This is a genomic window from Candidatus Palauibacter sp. (assembly GCF_965261555.1).
Classification (GTDB): domain Bacteria; phylum Gemmatimonadota; class Gemmatimonadetes; order Palauibacterales; family Palauibacteraceae; genus Palauibacter.
Map to the genome: position 1 here is coordinate 1218953 of NZ_OZ253465.1, position 17063 is coordinate 1236015.

The 17063-nt window shown below is 70.0% G+C and carries 13 protein-coding genes; 11 read left to right on the forward strand and 2 right to left on the reverse strand.

The genetic code is table 11. From position 1 onward, the window contains the following. The first annotated feature begins 12 nt into the window (after positions 1 to 12). Both ACQY5G_RS05190 and ACQY5G_RS05195 read left to right on the forward strand, forming a co-directional pair. The gene (locus ACQY5G_RS05190; protein WP_428277656.1) at positions 13 to 1023 is read left to right on the forward strand and encodes a carboxypeptidase regulatory-like domain-containing protein; all 1011 of its coding nucleotides are present in this window, start codon (positions 13 to 15) and stop codon (positions 1021 to 1023) included. Positions 1024 to 1055: 32 nt separating this feature from the next. After that, positions 1056 to 1670, forward strand: coding sequence for a DUF2911 domain-containing protein (locus tag ACQY5G_RS05195; RefSeq protein WP_428277658.1), 615 nt, complete (start codon positions 1056 to 1058; stop codon positions 1668 to 1670). 47 nt (positions 1671 to 1717) lie between these two features. On the opposite strand, the gene ACQY5G_RS05200 is transcribed toward ACQY5G_RS05195, so the two are convergent. Beyond that, the gene (locus ACQY5G_RS05200; protein WP_428277660.1) at positions 1718 to 2311 is read right to left on the reverse strand and encodes a GNAT family N-acetyltransferase; all 594 of its coding nucleotides are present in this window, start codon (positions 2309 to 2311) and stop codon (positions 1718 to 1720) included. After that, the gene (locus ACQY5G_RS05205) at positions 2308 to 3597 is read right to left on the reverse strand and encodes an amidohydrolase family protein (RefSeq protein WP_428277662.1); all 1290 of its coding nucleotides are present in this window, start codon (positions 3595 to 3597) and stop codon (positions 2308 to 2310) included. The genes ACQY5G_RS05200 and ACQY5G_RS05205 overlap by 4 nt, the downstream gene beginning before the upstream one ends. A 49-nt stretch (positions 3598 to 3646) precedes the next feature. On the opposite strand from ACQY5G_RS05205, the gene ACQY5G_RS05210 reads away from it, so the two are divergent. From ACQY5G_RS05210 to ACQY5G_RS05250, 9 genes are all read left to right on the forward strand, one after another. Then, positions 3647 to 4930, forward strand: coding sequence for a PQQ-dependent sugar dehydrogenase (locus ACQY5G_RS05210; protein WP_428277664.1), 1284 nt, complete (start codon positions 3647 to 3649; stop codon positions 4928 to 4930). 156 nt (positions 4931 to 5086) lie between these two features. Next, on the forward strand, positions 5087 to 7825 hold the full coding sequence (locus ACQY5G_RS05215; protein WP_428277666.1) for a leucine-rich repeat domain-containing protein: 2739 nt from the start codon (positions 5087 to 5089) through the stop codon (positions 7823 to 7825). Positions 7826 to 7968: 143 nt separating this feature from the next. Further along, complete coding sequence (locus ACQY5G_RS05220) at positions 7969 to 8190, forward strand: hypothetical protein (RefSeq protein ID WP_428277668.1); 222 nt, start codon at positions 7969 to 7971, stop codon at positions 8188 to 8190. Continuing rightward, positions 8187 to 8426, forward strand: a complete 240-nt coding sequence (locus ACQY5G_RS05225) for a hypothetical protein (RefSeq protein ID WP_428277670.1) — start codon at positions 8187 to 8189, stop codon at positions 8424 to 8426. Before ACQY5G_RS05220 ends, ACQY5G_RS05225 begins: the two co-directional genes overlap by 4 nt. A gap of 104 nt (positions 8427 to 8530) precedes the next feature. Then, entirely contained in the window at positions 8531 to 11032 is a 2502-nt protein-coding gene (locus ACQY5G_RS05230; RefSeq protein ID WP_428277672.1) for a DUF1592 domain-containing protein, read from the forward strand. Continuing rightward, positions 11029 to 12453 carry a DUF1552 domain-containing protein gene (locus ACQY5G_RS05235; RefSeq protein ID WP_428277674.1) on the forward strand — a complete coding sequence of 475 codons (1425 nt, stop codon included), beginning with the start codon at positions 11029 to 11031 and terminating at the stop codon, positions 12451 to 12453. Before ACQY5G_RS05230 ends, ACQY5G_RS05235 begins: the two co-directional genes overlap by 4 nt. After that, entirely contained in the window at positions 12450 to 14399 is a 1950-nt protein-coding gene (locus ACQY5G_RS05240; protein ID WP_428277676.1) for an ankyrin repeat domain-containing protein, read from the forward strand. The genes ACQY5G_RS05235 and ACQY5G_RS05240 overlap by 4 nt, the downstream gene beginning before the upstream one ends. Positions 14400 to 14595: 196 nt before the next feature. Then, positions 14596 to 15714, forward strand: coding sequence for a 6-bladed beta-propeller (locus ACQY5G_RS05245; protein WP_428277678.1), 1119 nt, complete (start codon positions 14596 to 14598; stop codon positions 15712 to 15714). Positions 15715 to 15722: 8 nt separating this feature from the next. Next, positions 15723 to 17063, forward strand: a complete 1341-nt coding sequence (locus tag ACQY5G_RS05250) for a choice-of-anchor B family protein (RefSeq protein ID WP_428277679.1) — start codon at positions 15723 to 15725, stop codon at positions 17061 to 17063.

A 17063-nucleotide genomic window follows, 5' to 3' on the forward strand; every position in this document is an offset into this window, starting at 1 on the left:
AGCCTCGCTGCGGTGCTCGGATTGGGCGCCTCGGGCGGGAACCTTGCCGCTCAGGAACCCGACTGCGACGACCGGGCGGCTCTCCGGGTCGTCGTCTTGAACGAAGCCGAGATGACGCGGGCCCGAAGCGCGACCGTGATCGTCCGGTGGACCGACCCCGAGCGCGCGTGGCGGCCCGTGCGCCAGGATGTCGGTGCCGTCGGAAGCCTCGTCGTCTGCGCGCCGCGGAACGCCACGCAGGCCACGCTGTGGGCCGAGTTCCGAGACCGTTCCAGCGAGGAGGCCGTCGTGGCCCTCGACGGCGGGACGCTCCACGACGTCACGCTCACGCTGCGACGGGGACGGCGAAGCACCGGCCGGCTGATCGGCCGGGTGCGCGACGCCATGACGGATGATCCCGTCGTCTCGGCCGCCGTGGCCGTTTCGACCCGCCTGAGGTCGGCCGAGACCAATCGCCAGGGGGACTTCGTCCTGAGCGGCGTTCCAGCCGGCAGCCAGCGGCTGGAGGTGCGGCACCTCGGATACGCGCCGCTTTCCTACGTGGTCGAGGTCTCCCCCGGCCTCACGACGGAGGTGGAGATCGGCATGGTCCCCGATCCGGTGGAGATGGACCCGATCGTCGCGACGGTGACGAGGGTGCGCCGGCTGGAGATCAAGGGTTTCTACGACCGCAGGCATTGGGGCGAACTCGCCGGTACGGGCACCTTCTACACGGCGGAAGACGTCGATCGCCGCCGGCCCGTGGAGATCTCCCACATGATCGCGGACGAGTCGGGAATCCGGCTTCAGTGCAACCTCCGGCGTACCGACTGCAGGCTGGTGAACACGAGGCAGTCGTCGGCGGTCACGGGCGCCTGTACGCTGGCCTTCTATGTCGACGGTCTGCCGACGAGGGGGATCGCACTGGACGACGTTGTGAGGCCGAGCGAGATCGCAGGCATCGAGATATACAAGGGGCTGGCATCGGGCCCGGCGGAATTCCCGCCTTCCCGGTGCGGCCTCGTCGCGGTCTGGACGAAATGATGTCCGGAGAAAGGACCATCGGAGGTGACAAGATGAAGCGACACAGCGCGTGGTACCTCGCCGTTCTTCTCGTCGCGGGATGTGGCGGAGGATCCGAGGCCGGCGAGGCGGAGACGGCCGAGATGGCGGAGACGGCCGAAGCCATGGACGAAATGGAAATGGCGGACGCGGGGCTGGCCTGCGTCGTGATGGGCGATCTGGACGGCCGGCAGAGCCCGCTCCAGGAGCTGAGCTTCTCGTATGACGGGGGCGAGGGTCTCCTCTGTTACGGCGCGCCCTCGGCCCGCGAGCGCGTCGTGATGGGCGAGTTGGTTCCCTACGGGCAGGTCTGGCGCCTGGGGGCGAACGAGGCGACCGCGCTCCACCTCTCGGCCGCCGCCACGGTGGGCGGTGTCGCGCTCGGGCCCGGGAGCTATTCGCTGTACGCGACGCCCGGCGAGACGGAATGGACGTTCCACGTGAACTCGGAATACGACCGCTGGGGGATCCCGATCGACGCGACCGTCCAGAGCACCGAGGTGGGCAGCTTCATGGCGACGCCCTCGGCCACCGCCGAAATGGTGGAGATGATGACCTTCGAGCAGGTGGACGGCGCGCTCCGCTTCTCATGGGAGAATACGCAGGTCGACATCTCCCTCGGCATGTAACGCCACGCATCCGGCATCCCGCAGCACGCCTGCCTCCGGCGCCCCGGTCAGCGGTGGCGCCAGAGGCGGGTCTCGAGGTGCCGCTTGATGGCGGGCCATTCGTGGAGGAGGACGGAGTACATCACGTCGTCGCGCACGCTCCCATCGCGGCGCAGCGAGTGATTGCGCAGGACGCCGTCCTTCTTCGCGCCGAGCGCCTCGATGGCCCGCTGGGAGCGCAGGTTCATGCCGTCCGTGCGGAGTCCCACGACACCGCACCCCACCGTCTCGAAGGCGTGCGTCATGAGGAGAATCTTGCACGCGGTGTTGACGTGCGTGCGCTGGTGGCTCGCGCCGTACCACGTGTAGCCGATCTCCACCCGGTCGACGTGCGGCAGGATGTCGTGGTAGCGGGTGGATCCGATGACGGCGCCGGTGTCCGCGAGCCGGACGACCCACGGCAGCATGTGGCCTGCGGCCTGGCCCTCGAGCGCGGTCTCGATGTAGTCCGTCACCTCGTCCGGCGCCGGGACGAAGGTGAAGAAGAGGTTCCACAACTCCCCGTCCGCCGCGGCCTCGGCGAGCGCGGCGGCGTGCCCGGGGCCCATGGGTTCGAGACGGACGCCGTGCCCCTCGAGGGTGACGGGCCGAAGTTCGATCACCCTGTCCCGGCCGCGAGCAGGCGCGCGCTGATTCCTTCCCGGTCGACCATGGCCCCCCGCAGGTAGACGGCGTCGATCCGCCGCGTGTTCGTGATGTCGTCGAGCGGGTTCGCGTCCAGCACGATGAAGTCGGCGCTCTTCCCGGCCGCGATCTCCCCGAGTTCGTCCCAGTTCATCAGTTCGGCGGAGGTCTTCGTCGCCGCGACGATGACGTCGCCCGGCGCCATGCCGGAGCGGACCATGTCCTCCATCTCCTGGTGCACGGCCCAGGCGGCGTTGCCGTCGGTGCCGAAGGAGATCCGGATGCCGGCTTCGGCGAAGCGGGCGAGGTTCCGCGCCTGGATGCCGAACGACTCCTGCGCGGCCGGATTGTCCACGGATGCCGCCTGCATCTCCGCGAGCCGGTCCGCCGGCACGGTGCCGCTCAGCCAGCTCAGGTCGAGCGGCACTCCAGGGCCCGGAAGATTGGGGACGAGGACGACCTCCGGGCGCTCGGCCCAGAGTTCCATGAGTTCGTCGTCCGCGTCGAGGTCCCGCACGCCGTGCGCGAACACGTCTACGCCCGCGCGCAGGAGCTCCTTGGCGTCCTCCAGGTAGAAGACGTGCGCCGTCACCATGAGCCCGTGCCGGTGCGCCTCGTCGATGATCGGCCCGTAGAGTTCCGGGGGCAGCTGCTCGTAACGCCCTCCGCGGTCGTCGACCCAGATCTTGACGATGTCGGCCTGCCGCTCCGCCAGTTCCCGCACCGCGGCCAGCGCCTCTTCCTCCGTCTCGACCCAGTGGGGAGCCTCGGAGCGGCCGGGCTCCGGCATCGTGATCCCGCGGTCGGCCGTCTTCGCGCGGGCCGCGTCCGGGATGACTTCGTCGCGCATCTCGATCCCGATGCCGCCGGTCTCGGTGCCGAGGCTCACGACGGCCCCCGCCCCGTAGTAGGCCATGTGCTGGAGCTGCTCGATCCGTTCGTCGCGTTCGGAGGAGAGGTGGAGGTGCGCGTTCACGATCGCGGGCATGACCGTCTTGCCGGAAAGGTCCACCCGCTCCGCGCCGTCCGGCACCTCGACCTCGCCGCTCGCCCCGACCGCGGCGAACTGCCCGGCTTCGACCACGAATACGCCGGACTCGATGACCGAACCGTCGCCCGCGATCACGCGCGCCCCCTCGTAGGCGACCGCGTCGGTCGCGTCTCCACCGCCATCGGTCGCGCAGCCGGCCACCAGTGCAACGGCGGTCGCAAGGGCGGCGGGAATGGCGGCCGGGATCGATGTGACGCTGTCGGTCCGAAGCATGTCTACCTCCTGTCAGGCGCCCGTGGGACGCCATAAGTATAGAGGCCGCATGACTCCTCTGACACGGACGAACGATCCCCACATGAGCCATCCCAGCTGCTCCCGCTTCCTCGTCGTATCGCTCCTGACCGTCCCCCTGGCCGCTGCCGCGTGCGCGCCCGCCGGCGAAGACCCGGCAGGCGACGACGACGGCATCGTCCGGACCGCGCTCCACGACTTCCGGGTCGAAGAGGTGGCGGACGGCCTCGTGCGCCCCTTCTCGATGGCCTTCACGCCCGAGGGCGACCTCCTCGTGACGGAACGTCCCGGCCGGCTCCGCATCATCCGCGATGGCGTCCTGCTCCCGGACTCCGTCGAGGGTCTGCCGCCGATCCGGGCGCTCGGGCGCGGCGCCCGTTCCATGGCCGGCTTCGAGCAGGCGGGCCTGCGCGACGCGATCCTGCACCCGGATTTCGGGACGAACCGGCTCCTCTACCTGAGCTACGTGAAGCCGGGGCCCGATTCGCTGGGCACGATCGCGATCGCCCGCGGCCGCTTCGAGGACGACCGACTGAGCGACGTCGAGGAGCTGTTCCACGCGGACGCGCCCGGAAACGGGACGGAGCGCAGCTCGATGTGGGGCGGGCGGCTCGTCTTCGACCACGACGGCTACCTGTTCATGACGCTGGGCGACCGGCAGTGGCCCCCGGCGGGTGAACTGGAGGCGCACCCCGCCCAGAACCTGTCGAACCACAACGGCAGCACGATCCGCATCCACGACGACGGACGCGTGCCCGAGGACAACCCGTTCGTGGGCCGGGACGCGATCCACCCCGAGATCTGGACGTGGGGCCACCGGAACGCGCAGGGGATGGCGGTCCATCCCGAGACCGGAGACCTGTGGCAGAACGAGCACGGCCCGCAGGGCGGGGACGAGTTGAACCTGATCGAGCCGGGGCTCAACTACGGCTGGCCCATCGTCGGGTACGGCGTGAACTACCGAACGGGCTCGCGCATCCACTCGGGGACCCTCATGGAGGAGATGGAGCCGCCGGAGCACATCTGGGTCCCCTCCATCGGCGTCTCCGGGATGCTCTTCTACACGGGCGACGCGTTTCCCGGGTGGCGCGGCGACATGCTCGTCGGCGGTCTGAGCGGCCGGCGCCTCGCCCGGCTGCGGATGGAGGGCCGGGAGGTGATCCACGAGGAGACGCTGCTGCAGGGGATCGGCCGCATCCGGGACGTGCGGCAGGGTCCGGACGGGTTCATCTACCTCGCCATCGACGGGGAGACGCGGGACGTGGACGGCCCGGCGACCGGGATCGTGAGGCTGGTACCGGCCGGCCGCCGGTAGCCGATGCGGAGAGTCGGCGGAGTTCGCGCGCTCCCTGTCCTCCTCCTGCCTCTCCTGGCCTGCGGGGATGTCGGCCCGACCGAGCTTCCGCCCGGGATACCGGAGTCGACCGACCCATCGACGGACCGAGCCGCCCTTACTGCTCTCTACGAGGCGATGAACGGTGCGGGTTGGAAGAACAGCAGACACTGGCTCGACGACGTACCGCTTACTCTCTGGTATGGAGTGAATACCGACGCCGACGGCCGCGTCACGGAGCTCCGACTTCGAGACAACGACCTCGAGGGCCGGATCCCGCCCCAGATCGGCCACCTCGCCAGGCTTACGGATCTGGACCTCGGCAAGAACGCGCTGACGGGTCCGATTCCACCGGAGATCGGCGGCCTCGCGGAACTCCGAACACTGTCGCTGTGGTCCAACGGCCTCGAGGGCAGCATCCCGCTTCAGATCGGCCGCCTCTCTCGCCTCACGGAGTTGCACGTCAGCAACAACGCGCTGACGGGTCCGATTCCGCCCGAGATCGGCAGGCTCCCGGCACTCCGAGGCCTGGGGTTGTGGTCCAACGACCTCGAGGGCTCGATCCCACCCGAACTCGGGGACCTCGCAGCACTTGACCGATTATGGCTGAGCAACAACGACCTGACGGGTCCGGTCCCGCCCGAGATCGGCCGCCTATCGAGGCTCAGAGAGTTGATCGCCGGCGGCAACGATCTGACGGGTCCGATTCCGCCCGAGATCGGCCGCCTCTCGCAACTCCGGACCCTGGAACTGTGGGCCAACGACCTTGAAGGTTCGATCCCCGCGGAGCTCGGCGACCTCGCGGCGCTCAGGGAGCTGCGGCTGGCCTACAACGATCTGACGGGTCCGATTCCGCCCGAGCTCGGCCGCCTCCCCCAGCTCAGGGAGCTGCACCTCGCCCGCAACGCGCTGACGGGTCCGATTCCGCCCCAGATGGGCGGGCTCTCGCAACTCCGGACCCTGGAGCTGTGGTCCAACGAACTCGGGGGCTCGATCCCTGCCGTACTCGGCGACCTCGCGCGGCTCACGGAACTGAGGCTGGAGCGCAACGTTCTGAGCGGCCCCATCCCGCCGAGCCTGGGCAACCTGACGCACCTCGAGCAACTCTCCCTCGCGCAGAACGACCTGTCGGGCCCGGTCCCGGCGGAGTTGTCCGGCCTCGTCGCACTGAGGGCGCTGGCCGTGAACGGCAACCCGCAGCTGTCGGGCCTGCTCCCGGTCGGCCTCAAGGATCTCGCGCAACTCACGACGCTCAGCGCCGGCGGCACGGCGCTGTGCGCGCCCGCGGATCCGGATTTTCAGGCCTGGCTCGGTACGCTGCGAGCCCCGCGCGTGCCCCGTTGCGAGAACGACGTAGCGCCCGTGTACCTGACGCAGGCGGTGCAGTCGTTCGATTTCCCGGTTCCGCTGGTGGCGAGCCGGCCGGCCCTGCTTCGCGTGTTCCTCACCGCTCCGGACGGGGCCACGGTCGGTTTTCCGCCCGTGCGCGCGCGCTTCTACCTGGAGGACGCCGAGATCCACACCGTGGACATTCCCAGCTCGGCAGGCACGGTGCCGTCCCGCGTGGAAGAAGGTCGGCTCGACGCGTCGGCGAACGTCGCGATCCCGGCGGAAGTCGTTCAGCCCGGTCTGGAACTCGTGGTAGAGGTCGACCCGGAGAACACACACGGACCCGACCTCGGAACCGCGAGGCGGATCCCGGCCACCGGACGGCAGGCCATCGACGTGCGAGCGGCACCGGCGCTTCACCTCACGTATCTGCCCGTCGTCCGCGCCGCCCGGGAGTCCGGCGAGTTTTTGAGCCGCGTCGAGGACCTGACGGAAGACGACTCGCTGTTCTCGGGTGCCCGACAGTGGTTGCCCGCCGCCGACTTCACCGTCGCCTTGCACGAAGTGGTGTACACCTCGGCTCGAACAAGCACCGAGTTGCTCGTCGAAATCCAGGCGATTCGCATATTGGAGGGCGGAACAGACTACTATATGGGCGGGATACCCCAGTATCTCGTAGAGGAGTTGAGGAGTGCGGGTCGAGGGATGCTTCCCGGCCGGGCCAGTTTCTCGCGCGTTCTCTCCAGTACGGTCGCGCATGAACTCGGACACAACATGAACCTCCGGCATGCCCCCTGCGGAGGGGCCGGAGGCCCCGATCCCGCCTTCCCGACCAGGGACGGAACGATCGGCGCGTGGGGCTTCAACAGCGCCGACAGTTCACTCGTCGGTCCCCATTCCCCCGACCTGATGTCCTATTGCCGGCCGCGCTGGATCGGCGATTTCAGCTTCACCAGGGCGTTCGACTACCGCCTTCGCGAGGAGGGCGAAACGGCGGCTGCAGCGGCCCATGCGGCCCGGACCCTCCTGCTGTGGGGCGGCGCCGACTCCGACGGCGTGCCGTTCCTCGAACCGGCCTTCGTCGTCGACGCTCCGCCGACGCTTCCCCGGTCCGGGGGGCCATACACGCTGACCGGGCTGAGCGTCGCCAGGGAAGAGTTGTTCTCGCTGCGCTTCGACACGCAGGAGATCGCGGACGGAGACGGGGAGTCGGGATTCGTCTTCGCCCTTCCCGTATCGCCGACGTGGGCGGACCGGCTGGCAACAGTGGTGCTTCAGGCGCCCGGGGGGATCGCGACGCTGGGCCGTGCGAGCGGTCCGCCGGCGGCGATCCTCCGCGACCCCCGGACGGGCCGGGTACGCGGGATCGTGCGCGACCTCACGAGCTTCGACGGCGGCCATGACGGCCGCGGTACACTTGCCGGAGCCGCGGCGGATCCGGCCTCCGTCGCGTCCCTCTTCCCGGACGCGCCCGACCTCGAGGTCCTGGTCTCCCGGGGTCTTCCTTCTGCCGACCAGTGGAGGGCGCCGGGCCGGTCTCCCCCGTAGCTTTTGATGCTCCGTTGATCCCGGCCTCCACCCTGGGGGCGACGTCGGTATCTTTGCCGCCCTCCGCACGTTTCCATAAGCTGCAACACGACGCGATCCGGGGCGGAACTCGCAAACCGGGTTGCAGGTGAGAGGGTTGACTGATGGACGAACGGACTGCCGACATCCTCACAAGGGCCATCGGCAAGATGGTGAACGAGAAGCTTCTCGAGCTGCGGCTTCACCTCGAAGCCAAGATCATCCAGCATCGCAACGAGATCGTGGCGGCCCGCGAATCCCTGATCCACGTTCGCCACGACATGGCCGACCTTCAGGCGCAGATCGCCAACCTGGATACGCGGCGGCCGGAAGTGAGGCTGCCGTGAACGCCGTGACGAGTTCCGAGAGGCCCACCATCGGCATGCCGCCATGGCACGCGCGGCTCAGTCCCGTACATCACCACGAGCCGGATTGCCCCCACGGCGCCGAGATTCCGGAAGACGACCGCATCCCCGGCCGAGGTCGCTGGCGCGCGACGTGCGAGTGGTGCTTCGACACACACCTGCGCCGGCGCATCGACTACCAGCTGGCGCTGGAAGGGCGCACGCGACGCCTCGGCTGACCCGCCCCGGAATCGCAGAACCTCTTCCCGGCGGGGCGTCTTCTTTCTTAAGTTGATGGGTTGAAGCGCGGTCACGCGCATCCCTGTCCTTCGAAGGGCGGCGCATGAAAACACTTGGCGCGGGCGCCATCCTGTGGTTCTGGTTCGCCGTGGTCGGCGGGCCGCCGGGGAGCGGTGCGCCCGGCGGCGCCCTCCTCCCTGAGCAGACGCCCGCTGCGTCGGCTGACGTGGCCGCCCTCGCGGACACGGCGGATCTGACGGCGGTCGTCCAGCGCTACTGCGTCCGCTGTCACAACGAGCGCCTCCTGCGCGGGAACCTCACGCTGGAGACGTTCGACGTGGAAGCGGCGCACGACCGGGCCCCCACGGCGGAGAAGATGATCCGCAAGCTCCGCGCGGGGATGATGCCGCCGCCCGGCCAGCGCCGGCCCTCGCCGGACACGCTCCTCGCCCTCGTCGAGACGCTCGAGACCGTGGTCGACCGCGAAGCCGCCCGCGACCGGAACCCCGGCTCCCGGCGCTTCCAGCGGCTGAACCGTGCCGAATACGAGCGCGTGATCCGCGACCTTCTCGACCTCGAGATCGACGCCGGCCGCTGGCTTCCGGCGGACACCTACCTCGGGGCCTTCGACAACATGTCGGACGCGCAGGGCCTCTCGACCACGCTCCTCGAGGCCTACCTGAGGGCCGCCACGGAGGTGAGCCGGATCGCGGTCGGCAACCCGTCCGCCCTCTCGAAGACCGCCAAGTACACGAACCCGATCGACGTCTCGCAGCACGCCTGGGATCACATCGAGGGCACGCCGTACGGGACGCGCGGCGGGATGGTCGTGACCCACGACTTCCCGGTGGACGGGGAGTACGTGGTCTCGATCGAGACGCTCTTCGGGCAGGGGACCGGATTCCAGGACGTCGACATCTCGATCGACGGGGACGGGGTCGCCCTCCTCGGCCTCGAGCACGGCGGGCGCTCGACGGTGCCGATCCGCACGGAGCCCATCTTCGTGAAGGCGGGCCAGCGCCAGGTCGCGGCCGCGTTCGTACGCACGATCGAAGGACCGTACGAGGACCGCCTGAAGACGCCGGGCTGGTCCTTCGTCGGAGGCGAGGACTCCCAGGCGTGGGCGAACTACGGGATCACCGCGCTCCCCCACCTGAGCGAGCTGATGATCACGGGTCCCCGCCGCAGTTCCGGACTCTCCGAGACGGCGAGTCGGCGGAAGATCTTCCACTGCCATCCCGGTCAGGATGGGCCGGCGGAGACAGCGGAGGCGGAGGCGTCGGTCGCGCCGGCGGAGGCTCGGGCGTGCGCGGAGGCGATCGTGACCCGGCTCGCGCGAGCGGCGTACCGGCGGCCGGTGACGGAGGACGATCTCGCGGGACCCATGGCCTTCTACGGTGACGCCGCGGCGGAGGACGGCTTCGAGATCGGGGTCCGGACCGCGCTGCAGGCGATCCTCGCCAACCCCTCCTTCATCTTCCGTCTCGAGCAGGCGCCGTCCGAGATCGCGCCCGGCGAGAGCTACCGGATCGCGGACGTGGACCTCGCGTCGCGCCTCTCCTTCTTCCTCTGGGCCGCGAGCCCGGACGACGAACTGCTGACGCTGGCCGCGGAGCGACGGCTCTCGGATCCGGCGGTCCTGGAGGCGCAGGTGCGCCGGATGCTCGCGGACCCGCGCGCGGAGGCGCTCTCGACGCGCTTCGCCTCGCAGTGGCTGCGGCTCCAGGACGCGGAGGACAACCAGCCCGAGCCCTACCTCTACCCGGACTTCACCGGCCAGCTTCGCGAGGACCTGGTCCGGGAGACGCAGCTCTTCTTCGATTACCTCGTCCGGGAGGACCGGAGCCTCCTCGAGCTGTTCACGGCGGACTACACCTTCCTGAACGAGCGCCTCGCCGGCCACTACGGGATCCCGGGGGTTTCGGGGCCAGAGTTCCGGCGGGTGAGCTATCCGGACCACAGCCGGCGCGGGGTGCTGGGACACGGGAGCGTACTGCTCCTCACCTCGATGTCCGCGCGCACGTCGCCGGTGCTGCGCGGGAAGTGGGTGATGGAGGTGCTCATGGGCACGCCGCCCCCGCCCCCGCCGCCCGACATCCCCGCCTTCGACGACACCGAATCGGCTCGGTCGGGGCGGCTGCTGACGACGCGCGAGCGGCTGGAGATGCATGCGGCCAGCCCGACGTGCCGCGCCTGCCACCGGTTCATGGACCCGATCGGGCTCGCGCTCGACAACTACGACGTGACGGGGCGGGTGCGGGTTCGCGAGAACGGCGTCGCGCTCGACACGCGGGGGACCTTCTACGACGGGACCGACGTGAGCACGCCGGCGGAACTCGTCCACGTCCTCATGAAGCGGCCGGTCCCGCTCGTCCGGAACTTCACCGCGCACCTGCTCGCGTACGCCACCGGGCGACGCGCGGAGTACTACGACCAGCCCGGGATCCGGGCCATCGCACGCGAAGCGGAAGCCAGCGACTACCGCTTGTCCTCGTTCATCCTCGGCGTCGTGAACAGCGACCCCTTCCGGATGGCGCGTCCCGCGCCCGCCGTGGACGATGAAGAGGCGGCGGACGACCGCACGAGAAGTGGAGCAGGCTCATGAACTTCATCACCGGTACACACCTCTCGCGCCGCACCTTCCTTCGGGGGGCCGGCGCCAGCGTCGCGCTGCCCCTGCTGGACGCGATGATCCCCGCCGGAAGGCTGTGGGCCGACCCGATGAAGGCGGCGGAGTTCACGCGCCTCGTCTGCATCGAGGAGTCGATGGGGGTGGCGGGTTCGAGCGACTGGGGCGACGAACGTCACCTGTTCGCGCCCGCGGCGACGGGCCGCGACTTCGAACTCGTGGCGGACAGCCAGCTCAAGCCGCTGGAGGCGTTCCGCGAATACACGACGATCGTGAGCAACACGGACTGCCGCTCGGCGGAGGCGTTCCGGGCCGAGGAGATCGGCGGCGACCACGACCGGTCGACGGCGGTGTTCCTCACGCAGGCGCATCCGAAGCAGACGCAGGGCTCCGACATCTTCCTCGGCACCTCGCTCGACCAGCTGCACGCGCAGCGATTCGGGCGGGAGACGGTGCTCCCCTCGCTCGAACTCTGCATCGAGGGCATCGATCGCGGCGGGGGCTGCGCGTACAACTACCACTGCGCGTACACGACATCGCTCGCGTGGGCGTCGCCGAATCAGCCGCTGCCGGCGATCCGGGAGCCGCGCGTCGTGTTCGAGCGCCTGTTCGGAGCCGGGGACTCGGCCGAGGACCGGGCGGCGCGGCGCCGCACGGACCGGAGCATGATCGACTGGATCGCGACCGAGGTCGCCCGGCTCCGAAGGACGCTGGGCGCGGCGGACCGGGTCGCGCTGGACGAATACGTCGAGCACATCCGCGAGATCGAGCGCCGGATCCAGCTCGTCGAGGCGCGCAACTCGAGCGGGGAGGAACGGGAGATGCCGGAGGCGCCCTCCGGGGTCCCCGACTCCTTCGAGGAGCACATGCAGCTGATGTTCGACCTGCAACTGCTCGCGCTGCAGACCGACCTCACGCGCGTCATCACCTTCAAGACCGGCTTCGATCAGTCCAACCGGACCTTCCCGGAGAGCGGGACGACGAAGTCCGTCCACGGGGCCTCGCACCACGGGAACGTCCCCGAGGACATCATGGATTTCAACAGGATCAACACCTACCGGCTCGGGCAGGTCGCGTACTTCCTGGAGAAGATGCGGGACACGGTGGAGGGCGACGCGTCGCTGCTCGACAAGACGGCGGTCGTGTGGGGGTCGCCGATGGCGGACGGGAACCTCCACAACCACCGGCGGGCCCCGCTGCTGATCATGGGCGGGGCGAACGGGGCGCTCGAGGGCGGCGTCCATCTGCGGGCCCCGGACGGGACCCCGATGGCGAACGCGTTCGTGAGCCTCATGCGGAAGATCGGACACCCGGAGATGGCCACCTTCGGCGACAGCGACGGGATCCTCCCGCTCGAATTCACGGGCGAGGCGGCCTCGGGGAGCGGCGCGCGATGAGGCGGCGCTTCGCGGTCGCGCTCGTGGTGTCGGCCCTCCTCCCGGCGGTTTCGGCCGCGCAGGAGGGAGCGTCCTCCTCCGCCGAGCGGCTGCTCGAAGCCGCGCGCGACGGGGCGGCGGAGGTCGTGCGGGCGCTCGTAGCGGACGGGGCGGACGTGAACTCGGCGCGGGGCGACGGGATGACGGCGTTGCACTTCGCCGCCGAGCGCGGCCACGCGGACGTGGCCGGGGCGCTGATCGGTGCGGGCGCGGCGGTCGACGCCGGGACGCGGATCGGCCGCTATGCGCCGCTGCACCTGGCCGCCCGCGGAGGGCACGGGCCCGTCGTCGCGCTCCTGCTCGAGGCCGGGGCCGACGCGAACGCCGCGACGACGAACAGCGGCGTGACCGCGCTGCACCTCGCCGCCGCGGCCGTGGACGGCCGGTCGGCCGTGGCCGCGCTGCTCGACCACGGCGCGGATCCGAACGCCCGGGAGGGGTCGGCGGGGCAGACCCCCCTGATGTTCGCCGCCGCCGCGAACCGGCCGGCCGCCGCGGCCGCGCTGCTCGAGGCCGGCGCCGACCCCGGCATCGCGACCGCCGTGGTCGACGTCCTGCCCAGTCTGGCGCTGGACCGTGAGGCCAACCGCCGCATGCGGGACATGATCGGCGCGCCGCCGGAGACGCTCGGACCGTACGGGCCCGAGGTCGACCCCGAAGCCGAGTGGCCGGGCGAGCCCGGCCCGGCCCGCGTGCAGGCGGCCATCCGTGCCCAGCGCGAGTTCCTCCGTTCCGGCTTCGACGTCGGCGAGGTCAGCGCACATTCGCTCGGCCGCCTGGGACCCGACTATCCCGGCGGCCCCGACCTCATCCGTCCGCCGTACCGCGAGGTGCTCGTCGGCCGGACCGGCGGGATGACCGCACTGCTGCACGCGGCCCGCGAAGGCCATCTCGAGACGGCCACGGCCCTCCTCGACGGCGGCGCGGACATCGACCAGGTGAGCGCGGACGCCACGAGCCCGCTCCTCATGGCGGCGCTCAACGGCCAGTTCGACCTGGCGCTCGTCCTCATCGAACGCGGGGCCGATCCCGACCTCGCCGCCTCGACGGATGGAGCTGCGCCCCTCTTCGCCGTCCTCCAGACGCAGTGGGCGCCCAAGTCCAACTACCCGCAGCCGCGCGCGCAGGACGTGCAGGCCGCCGGGCACATGGACGTGCTCCGCGCGCTGCTCGAAGCCGGGGCCGATCCCAACCCGCGCCTGAACACGCACCTGTGGTACTGGGAATACGGCCTCACGAAGATGGGGATCGACCTCACGGGGGCGACGCCGTTCTGGCGGGCCGCCTTCGCCCAGGATATCGAGGCGATGAGGCTGCTCGTCGCGCACGGCGCGGATCCGCACATCCCCACGCGCTGGCCCGAGGTCGGGATGCGGGAGCGGCGGCAGCAGGACGGCCGTCAGCAGGAGGACTCCGCGCTGCCCTGGATCCCGGAAGGCGCGCCCAACGCCTGGCCGATCCACGCCGCCGCGGGCGGAGGCTATCTGGGCCTGGGCGCGTTCAGCGTCCGCAACCGGCCCGACCAGTTCATCCCCGCCGTGAAATACCTGATCGAGGAACTCGGCGCGGACGTCGACCAGCGCGACTCCTGGCTCTACACGCCGATGCACTACGCCGCGTCGCGCGGCGACAACGAACTCATCGAATACCTCGTGTCGCAGGGCGGGGACGTCACCGCGATCACCCGCCTCGGGCAGTCCACGGCGGACATGGCGCGCGGCGGGCGGGCCGGGTTCTTCACCCGCGTCCCGTTCCCGGAGACGGTCGACTTGCTGACGCGTCTCGGCTCCACGCTCGAGTGCCTGCACACGCACTTCCTCGACACGGGCGACTCGTGCCCCGGCGCCGGCATCGACGACCCGTGGGCCCCCGCGCAGACAACCACCGGAGAGGGAAAACGTGACTGACGGGTCAATGCGTCCGGCGCGATCGTGCCGCAGGTGCGGGGATGTCGCGCGCTTTCCAGAGTCGGATCCGTTCCTCTGCTGGGAGTGTGCTGAGGATTCTCGTGCCCGGTTTGGCGGGCCCATAGGGGGCGAGACTCGGGAGAAGGACGAACCCGCCCGGCGCCGCCCGCCAGGGCAGCTGCTCGCGATCTGGGTCATGACCGCACTGGCGGCCGCCTCTTGGGCGTGCGGCGGCGAGGGCCGGGCCGCGAACATGGCGAACGGCGCCGTTGTGAAGGGCGGCGACGACCGCACCGGGCCGTACGATCCCGTGGCCGGCTGGTGGAAGTCTGCGCCCGACCACGACGACGAATGGGGCTGGGGGCAGGTGGCCGGCGTCGCAGTGGACCACGAGGACCGCATCATCGTCGTCACGCGCGGTGACTGGCCCGCCGACCGGTCGGCCCCCCGCGAGGGGCGCCTCCGCCGCACGAACTACATCGTCGTCGCGAACGGGAACGGCGAGATCGTGGAACAGTGGGCCCAGTGGGACTCGATCTTCACCCTTCCGCACCAGGTATACATCAGCCCCTACGACCCCGACCGGCACGTGTGGGTCATCGACAGCGGCGGCGGCGAGGGGCACATGCAGGTCGTGAAGTTCACGAACGACGGCAGCGAGATCGTCATGCGCCTCGGCGAACGCGACCACCCGAAGACGCGCGAAGCCGCCCGCGCCCGGGACGACTGGGGACCCTACACCTACGGCTGGCCGTCTAAACTCGCCTTCCTCCCGGACGGGAGCTTCCTCCTCGCAGACGGGTACTGGAACTCGCGGATCATCAAGTACTCGGAGGATGGAGAGTTCATCATGCAGTGGGGCGCGCTCGGTACGGGACCCGGAGAGTTCGATCTCCTGCACGGCCTCGCGGTGGACGAGGAGCGCGTCTACGTCGGGGACCGCCAGAACGAGCGCCTCCAGCTGTTCACGCACGACGGCGAGTTCATCGAGGAATGGCCGAACATCTTCGACCCCGTGAACATCTGGCTCGACGAGCAGGGCGCCGTGTGGGTCCTGGACGCGTCGCTGAACCGCGTCCTGAAGTACGATCGGGACGGCGTCCTCCAGGACTACTGGGGCGCCTACGGCGCGGCGGGCGCCATCGGGCGCGGGATATGGCCGGGCGGCCTCTCGCTCCCGCACCAGATGGACATGGACGGGGACGGAAACCTGTATATCGCGTCCTACAGCGGGGGCTGGATCAACAAGTTCACCCCCAAGCCGGACGCCGACCCGAACCGGCTCCTCGGCCCGCGTCTGCTCCTGACGAACTGAGCCGGCCGATGGAAGTCGAAGGGCGCACTCCCGGGAACGTCCCCGCCGCCGTGCGGGGCGCCGCTCTCCTGCCCGCCCTGCTCGCGCTCGCGTGCGGTGAGAACCCGACGGGCCCGCCCGAGGCGCCCGAACCGCCCGAACCGCCCGAACCGCCTTCGGCACCCGTCGCCACGGCGGTGACCGCCTGCGAGGGGGGCAGGGCGTTCAGATTCCCGTGCGACGGCGTGGACCTCGTCGGGCGTGTGTCCGTACCGAATCTGACACCGGGTCGCGCCCCCGCCGGGGGCAGCGAACGCTGGTTCGTGAACGACATCTGGGGCTGGACCGACCCGCAGACCGGCGTGGAGTATGCGCTGGTCGGTCGTCACGACGGACTCGCCATCGTCGATCTCTCGACCCCGGTCGAACCGCGGCCCATCGCGTTCATGCCGTCCGCGATCTCGCACAGCCGCTGGCGGGACATGAAGGTGTACGCGGACCACGTATTCGTGGTCTCCGAAAGCACCGGGCACGGAGTGCAGGTGCTCGACCTTACGCGCCTTCGCGGGCTGACGGCGTTCACCGAATTGCAGGCGGATGCCCGCTACCGGGATGTCAGTGCCGTCCACAACCTCGCGATCAACGAGGAGACCGGTTTCGCCTACGCCGTCGGGAACAACTCCGGCGGCGAAACGTGCGGCGGCGGCCTGCACATGATCGACATCTCCAATCCGCGGAATCCGACGTTCGCAGGCTGTTACGCCGCGGAGGGGACGGGATTCCGCGGCGCCGGTTACACGCACGACGTTCAGTGCGTCGTATATCGCGGGCCCGATGCGGAGCACGCGGGCCGGGAGATCTGCGTGGGCTCGAACGAAAACGCGATCGTCCTGTCGGACGTCACCGACAAGGCGAATCCGGCGACGCTGTCGACCGCCCGCTACGCGGATAACGGTTACGTCCACCAGGGGTGGCTCAGCGAGGACCACCGGTATTTCTACCAGAACGATGAGGCGGACGAATACACCAACCAGGTCTCACGGACCCGAATGCTGGTGTGGGACCTCACCGACCTCGACGATCCCGTCCTGGCCGCGGAACACCTGGGTCCCACCGGCGCGGTCGACCACAACCTCTACGTCCACGAGGGGTTGATCTACCACTCCAACTACACGTTCGGCGTTCGCATCCTGGACATCACGGACCCCCTGAACCCCCGCGAGGTCGGATATTTCGACACCGTACCCGAGCACGACGAAACGAACTTCGACGGCTCCTGGTCGACCTACCCCTACTTCGAGAGCGGCCTCTTCGTCGCAACCAGCCAGAAGGAGGGCCTCTTCGTCCTGCGCCTGCGGCAGGGCGCTTGA